This is a genomic window from Streptomyces hainanensis (assembly GCF_004348415.1).
Classification (GTDB): Bacteria; Actinomycetota; Actinomycetes; order Streptomycetales; family Streptomycetaceae; genus Streptomyces; species Streptomyces hainanensis.
The window spans coordinates 1-6,993 of sequence record NZ_SMKI01000411.1 but is presented as its reverse complement, the minus strand read 5'-3'; the positions used below and the strand labels follow the sequence as shown (position 1 = coordinate 6,993).

The window sequence follows — 6,993 nt, the reverse complement described above, 5'->3', positions numbered from 1 at the left end:
ACCCGCCCCTTCCCGCGCGCGGAGGGGGCGCGGCGCCCCCTCGAACGGGCGGCGATTCATGCAATGCCCCTGCGCGGCGGGTCAAGCAACGAAGAACCCCGCCTGTCACCTGGGGCGGTCGGCGGGGTTCAACAGTGGTTCGTGAACCTCTCAGTCCTTGAGTCGCATCACGAACGCTGTCCAAGCTGCCTCGGGCAGGACGAGGGCGGTGTGCGGGTTCTTGCTGTCCCGCACGGGGACGACGCCGGGGAGGTCGTCCACGACCTCGACGCACTCGCCGTTGCCCTGGCTCCTCCGGGGCTTGCGCCAAGCGGCGCGGGCGAGGTCCATGCTCCGGCCCTCTTGGCTGTTCATAGCTCCTTCTTCACCATGTTCCGGATCATCGCCAGCGTCTGTGGGACGCTCATGGCGTTCGCTCGTAGGTTGTCGAACAGGACCTCGTACCGCTGCGTGTCGCCCGGGTAGGGGTCACTGTTGGCTTCGACATAGACCACATCGGGATCTTCCTGATGCGGGAACCGCAGGATATTGAACGGCCCCTCCAGTGTCCCAGGATGGGCACCGGAAGAGAAGGGAATGGCCTGGAGCAGGACGTTCGGCAGGTCCGCCAGCTCCAGCAGTCGATCAAGCTGCTCACGCATCACCTCGGCCCCGCCGACCAGTCTGCGCAATGCTGACTCGTCGAGCACGGCGCGCACCTCAAGCGCGTTGGCTCCGGTGAGTACCTGCTGGCGCTGCATCCGTACATCCAGGCGCTGTTCCAGAGCTTCTTCCGACAGGCCGGGGACGGTCGCCCGGTTGATCTCCTCGGCGTAGCGGCTCGTCTGGAACAGCCCTGGGATCACGTTCTGGTAGGTGAGCATGGACTCCGCCTCGGCTTCCAGCCCGATGTAGGTCGAGTACGGGACGTCGCTGTAGAGCTGCCACCAGCCCTTCTTCCGTGCCTCGCGCGTCAACTTGGCCAGCTTCTCGCGCTGCTCCGAGTCCTCCACGCGGTAGAGGTCCAGGAGCCGCGTCACATCGGCCGGCGTTGGAGTGGAGCGCCCAGCCTCGATCCGCGACAGCTTCGAGGCCGACCACTTCAGATTCCTCGACGCTTCGCTCCCCTTCATGCCGGCGGCTTCGCGGAGTCGCTTCAGTTCGAGGCCAAGTCGGCGGCGCCGGACCACCGGGCTCGCAGTCGTCATGGGCACAGTCTGCCACTGTTGAGCGCACTCCCACATCCAGATGCAATTGCATCCCTGGGTGGTATTGCGCTCAACTCTTCAATGCCGTCATGCTGTTCAATGACAAGGGGCGCCCGCAATCGACGGGGCGTCAGCTTCGTGCGCCACCCCCACACCTTGGCGTGCGATGGCCGTGGAGGTGCCGATGCAAGTCACCGAGCGAATCCCCAGCGGCATCCGCAGCTGGTCATTCACTGCGCGAGCCGACGAGATCCCGACCTGGCGTCATGCCGTAGCTGGCGTGCTACGCGGTTGGCGGGCTGACGAGAAGGCCGTCGAGCTGGCCGCGTTCGGTATCTCCGAGTTGCTGTCCAACGTGATCAAGCACGTCCGGGACCGGCGGTGTTGCCTCTGCTTGGTCCGGACCGGGGAGCAGGTCTACATCCAGCTCTTCGACCGATCACCGGCGCCGCCTGTGCTTGGAGAGCCGGCCTGGGATGCCGAGTCGGGTCGAGGCCTGTGGCTGCTACGGGAGATGTGCCCGCAGGTCGGCTGGCAGACCGCGCCGCCTGGTCTGGGCGTGAAGTGCGTGTGGTTCACATGCCCGTTGACGAACGAGAAAGAGGTGGAGCGGTGAGCTTCCTGGAGTTGGACAGCTTCATCGACCTTCCAAAAGAGCTGGAAGACGATCTGATCGAGATCGGCGGCAGGCTTCCTGCCTGGAGCGTGGAGGGCACCTTCCTGGCACGGTCCACGATCGAGCGGTACCGGACCGAGCTGGATTCGGCTCCGCTGTTCCTTGACGTCAAGGACCGTCTGCTCCCCCAACTGGGCGAGGCCGCTGGCGGATACGCCGTGGTGCGCCTGCGTAACATCGCGCAGGCGTTGGGGATTGGGAACCAGTTCCTACGCTTGGCCACGGCGATTCTCACCGAGGTGGCGACCCCCTTCCAGCCTTTCCGACGGTGGCCGCTGTGGAAGGAGATCGGGACCAATCTCCACGCCAATCCCGGCCTGTCCACCGGAACGGGGTACAACGCGTTTCATATGGACCTGGTCAACGTGACCCAGCCCCCGGACTACACGACGCTGCTGTGCGTCCGGCCCGACCCGCTCGGTGCCGGCGCGAGCATCCTTTCCGACGCTCGCGCGGCCGTCTCGCGCTTGACTCCCTCAGACCGCGCCCTCCTGGCCGACGCGGCATACAGCTACGGGTCGTTCTTCGATCTGTCCGACGTCGGCGAGGAATACAAGCCATTCCCCGTCCTGGATGGCGAACCCGAGGACCTCGGATTCGTTCGGTTCACCGCCAAGATGCTCTCCGAGTCCGGACTCGATGAGGCACACGCCCACGTGGCAAAGGAACTCGCGGACCAGATGGTCGCCGAGCACGTGTCCTTCACGCTCCAGCGCGGTGACGTCCTGGTCGTGAACCAGCACCGAGTGGTTCACGGCCGCGAGCCGCTGGGCGGCGGTCAGCGCGACATCGCGCCCGAGGACCGCCGCTTGCTGCTCCAACTGTTCCTGTGTGGTGCGGGTACCACCGGACAGGCCGTCACGTAGGCGCTGCGTGCAGGTGTCCGGCCAGGGCTCGCCGAGGTTCCTAGATTCGCGAGTTACGCAACGACTGCCACACAGCGCCGGCCAGCGCCCGCGTCGACCGGGGGACGGACAGCCCCTCGTGCTCGCGGTACAGCGCCCAGTTGTACGGGACGAGTGACAGCTTGTTGGACGACAGCGATCCCGCCTGGTGGGCCCGGTACACCGCCAGCGGCTCGGGAAGGCCCCGGGCGGCAGGCCCGTCGCGCATGATCGACAACCAGAGCGCGTAGTCCTGTCGCTTCCGCATCTCCGGCATCAGCCTCGTGCCGAGGACCTTGCGGTCGTACATGGCGGTCAGCGCGCCGATGTGATCCCGGACCAGCATCGCACCGTAGTCCACATGTTCTCGAGCCTGGACCACACGCCCATTCGGAATGAATTCGGTGCTCTCACCCACGTAGTCGGCGTCCATCTTGTAATAGGAGGTGAACGTCAGAGGCGCTTCGCCTGCCGCGGCGAATTCGACCTGCCGCTCAGTTTTCTCCGGGAGCCACATGTCGTCACTGTCGAGGAAGGCGATGTAATCCCCCTTGGCCCGCTCGATAGCGAGGTTGCGTGCCCGGCCCGCACCGCCTCTTTCGGGCGCCGATTCCGGCCGCACGCGATCGTCCTGCCTGGCGAATTCCATGAGCAGGTCCATGGAGTCGTCGGACGACTTGTCGTCGGTGACCAGAAGCTCCAGATCGCTGTGGGTCTGCGTGAGTACCGACCGGATCGCGGCACCCAGAGTGGCTGCCGAGTTGTACACAGGCATCACAACAGACACCAGGGGCACAGCGCTTCTCCTTACCAGGCCAAAGACGACGGTCCATTCAAGCACTGGAATCGTAGGAGGAGTTGCCATGCATGTTGTTGTCGCCGGTCAGGGCTACGTGGGTCTGCCCCTGGCCGTGCGTGCCGCAGAGGCGGGCCACCGTGTCGTGGGCTACGACGTGGACCCGGATCGCGTTCAGCGGATTGCCACCGGCCACTCGTACGTCGATGACGTGGCGTCCGCGCGGCTCCGCGCGGCGTTGGACTCCGGGGCCTATTCCGTGACCTCCGATGCCGCGGCGCTTGCCGGGTTCGACATCGCGGTGATCACCGTGCCGACCCCGCTGCGGGACGGCGTGCCCGATGTGACCTACATCGAGTCCTGCGCCGACACCCTGGGCGCGCACCTGCGCCCTGGCGCGACCGTGGTCCTGGAATCCACGACCTACCCAGGTACCACCGAGGAGCTGATGGCACCGACCTTGGAGAAGGCTTCCGGTCTGACCGCTGGTGCGGACTTCCACGTCGGTTTCAGCCCGGAGCGCATCGACCCGGGGAACAAGGAGTGGCCGTTCGAGAAGACGCCCAAAGTGGTGTCCGGTATCGACGTGGCATCGCTCGACGTGGTCAGGGACTTCTACGACGGCTTGGTGGAGACGACAGTTCCGGTCTCCGGAACGAGAGTGGCCGAGCTGGCCAAGCTGATCGAGAACATCTTCCGGCACGTCAACATCGCGCTGATCAACGAGATTGCGATGCTCGCGAGGCCACTCGGCGTGAACGTCTGGGAGGCGATCGACGCCGCCGCGTCCAAGCCCTTCGGTTTCATGAGATTCACCCCTGGACCCGGCGTCGGCGGGCACTGCCTCCCGATCGACCCGTCATTTCTGTCGTGGAAGGTGGAACGCGCACTCGGCGTCCCGTTCCGTTTCGTAGAACTCGCCAACGACGTGAACAACCACATGCCCGACTACGTCGTCCGGCGGCTCACGGAGGCTTTCAACACGCGTCGCATGGCCGTCAGGGGATCTCGCGTCCTGCTGCTCGGGCTCGCCTACAAGGCCGACATCTCCGACGCCCGCGAATCGCCGTCAGCGCGTGTCGCCGAGCTGCTACTCGACCTCGGTGCCGCGGTGCGCGGCGCGGACCCGCACCTCGTGGACGACACCCGCACGGACACGCGACTCATCCGAGTGGAAGCGACTCCCGAGGAGATCGCGGCATCCGACGCAGTGGTACTGCTCGCGGACCATGCGCAGTTCGACTACGAGACGATCATCGAGTACGCGCCATACGTGCTCGACTGTCGGAATCGGCTGTCCGGCGTGAACGTCGATGTTCTGTAAGCGTCGGCGCTTCGCGCGCGGGGCGCCGGCCCTGGCGCGGAGTCGCCGGCTCCGGCGCTCGTGGCTCCCGCGCGCCGTGGGGGAGAGTCACCCGGCCGGAGCCACCCCCGTCGAGGCCCGCGGGATCAGCGTCGGCGGCAGCACCTCGCGGCGGTCCGCCGTGCGGCCGCCGAGGCGTTCGAGCAGCAGCGTCACGGCGAGCCGCCCCATCGTGGCGCGCGGCTGGTCGACGCTGGTGAGCCGGGGGCGCACGGTTTCGGCGAGCCCGGTGTTGTCGTAGCCGACGACGGACAGCCGGTCGGGCACCGGGACGCCCAGCACGTGGGCCCGGTCGAGCACGGCGAGTGCCGCCAGGTCGTTGACGGCGAAGACCGCCGTGGGCGCCGCGGCTTCGAGGAGTTCGGCGGCGGCCGCCGCCCGGCGCCCCGTGTCGTCGCCGATCGTGTGCACGGCGGCCTCGGCCGCCAGGCCGGCCCGCCGCATGGCGGCGAGATAGCCCTCGCGCCGGGCCCGGGCGGCGGGCCGCCGGCTGCCGGCGATGTGCGCGATCCTGCGGTGGCCGAGGCCGGCAAGGTGCTCGACGGCGGCCGTGGCGCCGGCCGCGTCGTCGTTGGCCACGGTGTCCACACCCGTCGGATGTTCGGCCGGCCGGCCCACCATCACCACCGGGGCGCGGCGGGCCGCCTCCGTCAGCACCCGAGGGTCGAGCCAGGAGCTGATCACCACCACGCCGTCGACGGAGAGCTGGAGCAGGGCGTCCAACTGCTGTTCCAGACGGCGGCGATCGTTGCGCCCGTGGGCGAGCAGCGCCGTGAAGCCCTCGGCGTCCGCCGCCTCCTCGACGCCGGCCACCACCTCGGTGTGGTACGGGTTGGCCAGGTCGGTGAGCAGCACGCCGAGCAGCATGGTGCGCCCCTGGACCAGGCCGCGCGCCAGGGTGTTGGAGCGGTAGCCGAGTTCGTCCGCGACGCCGAGGATCCGGGCGCGGGTCGCGTCGCTGACCCCCTCGTCGCCGCGTAGGGCCAGGGAGACCAGCGACTTGGAGACGCCGGCGGCGGCGGCGATGTCCACGATCGTGGGGCGTCGAGTGCGCCGGCGTTCCGTCACCAGGACATTGTGACGGGCGGCCCGGGGCGGTCGGCGGGGGCCCCGCCCTCGCCTTCTGGAACGTTCCAGCTCGGTTTGCCGAGGGTTCACCCGGACGCCGGCCGCGGGACCGCCCCCGCCGCCTAACGTCCACCGCGAACATCGCACCATCCCTTCCCGACGCCGTTCACGAGCGAGGTATCTCCCCTTGGCCCCCTTGGACCCCCTGGACTTCTCGGACCCGGTCGCCCCCGCCCTGGCCGGCCGACCCGACGCGCTGCTGCTCGACTTCGGCGGGGTGGTCTTCCAGACCCGCCGGCGGCCCGAGGGCCGCGCCGAGGTGGCCCGCCGGCTGGGTGCGGAGCTGGCGCGTGCCGGCCACCCGGCGGACGAGGCGACGCTGCGCCGCTCGCTGGACGCCGGGCTCGCCGCGCTCAAGGACTGGAAGAACGCCGCCGGTCGCCGGCTCGCTCCCGTCGAGCTCGACCACCGGACGATCTGGACCGACTTCCTCGCCTCGGAACTGCCCGAGGCGCAGCGCGCGGTGCTCGCCGGCAGCGCCGGGCAGCTCCTCGCCGAGATGTCGCCGCTGCTCTCCGAGCACGAGGTCAGGCCCGGGATCCCCGAGCTGCTGCGGGTCGCCGCCGGGCTGGGCGTCCGGGTCGGGATGGTGTCCAACGCGCACTCCGGGCGCGCCCATCGGAAGCTGCTGCGGGCCGCCGGCCTGGAGGAGTTCTTCGGCGTGCAGGTGTACTCGGACGAGGTCGGCATCCGCAAGCCGCACCCCGAGATGATCGGGCTCGCGGCCCGCGCGCTCGGCACCGTCCCCGAGCGCTGCTGGTACGTCGGCGACACCCAGGACCGGGACGTGGTGGCCGGCCGGCGGGCCGGGGTGGCGGCGGTGGTGCTCACCCGCCACCGGCACACCGACAACCCGCCCTACCCGGTGGCCGTGGCGGCCGACGCCGTCTTCGACACCCCCGAGGGCCTGGTCGGACCGCTGCGCGCCAGCCGCCCGGTGGCCGCCCCCGTCGCTGTGG

General features: G+C 69.0%; 8 protein-coding genes. 4 read left to right on the top strand and 4 right to left on the bottom strand.

Annotated features, from left to right (window positions below):
* Nucleotides 1-150: 150 nt before the first annotated feature.
* Both E1283_RS28550 and E1283_RS28545 read right to left on the bottom strand, forming a co-directional pair.
* Entirely contained in the window at nt 151-354 is a 204-nt protein-coding gene (locus E1283_RS28550; protein ID WP_132821055.1) for a DUF397 domain-containing protein, read from the bottom strand.
* A complete protein-coding gene (locus E1283_RS28545) occupies nt 351-1,187 on the bottom strand; it encodes a helix-turn-helix domain-containing protein (RefSeq protein WP_132821054.1) in 837 nt (278 codons plus the stop codon). The genes E1283_RS28550 and E1283_RS28545 overlap by 4 nt, the downstream gene beginning before the upstream one ends.
* 166 nt (nt 1,188-1,353) lie before the next feature.
* On the opposite strand from E1283_RS28545, the gene E1283_RS28540 reads away from it, so the two are divergent.
* Together E1283_RS28540 and E1283_RS28535 are read left to right on the top strand one after the other, a co-directional pair.
* Nucleotides 1,354-1,803 carry an ATP-binding protein gene (locus tag E1283_RS28540; RefSeq protein ID WP_243745172.1) on the top strand — a complete coding sequence of 150 codons (450 nt, stop codon included), beginning with the start codon at nt 1,354-1,356 and terminating at the stop codon, nt 1,801-1,803.
* Nucleotides 1,800-2,729: a TauD/TfdA family dioxygenase gene (locus tag E1283_RS28535; protein WP_243745171.1), complete on the top strand. Its 930-nt coding sequence runs from the start codon at nt 1,800-1,802 to the stop codon at nt 2,727-2,729. The genes E1283_RS28540 and E1283_RS28535 overlap by 4 nt, the downstream gene beginning before the upstream one ends.
* Nucleotides 2,730-2,769: 40 nt before the next feature.
* On the opposite strand, the gene E1283_RS28530 is transcribed toward E1283_RS28535, so the two are convergent.
* Entirely contained in the window at nt 2,770-3,543 is a 774-nt protein-coding gene (locus tag E1283_RS28530) for a glycosyltransferase family 2 protein (protein ID WP_132821052.1), read from the bottom strand.
* A gap of 67 nt (nt 3,544-3,610) precedes the next feature.
* On the opposite strand from E1283_RS28530, the gene E1283_RS28525 reads away from it, so the two are divergent.
* The gene (locus E1283_RS28525; RefSeq protein WP_132821051.1) at nt 3,611-4,867 is read left to right on the top strand and encodes a nucleotide sugar dehydrogenase; all 1,257 of its coding nucleotides are present in this window, start codon (nt 3,611-3,613) and stop codon (nt 4,865-4,867) included.
* Nucleotides 4,868-4,954: 87 nt separating this feature from the next.
* Here E1283_RS28525 and E1283_RS28520 read toward each other — a convergent pair whose 3' ends face one another.
* A complete protein-coding gene (locus tag E1283_RS28520; protein WP_207930560.1) occupies nt 4,955-5,974 on the bottom strand; it encodes a LacI family DNA-binding transcriptional regulator in 1,020 nt (339 codons plus the stop codon).
* 187 nt (nt 5,975-6,161) lie between these two features.
* Between E1283_RS28520 and E1283_RS28515 the strand changes: the two genes are divergently transcribed.
* The coding region (locus E1283_RS28515) for an HAD family hydrolase (RefSeq protein WP_207930559.1) at nt 6,162-6,993 on the top strand (832 nt) is incomplete at its 3' end.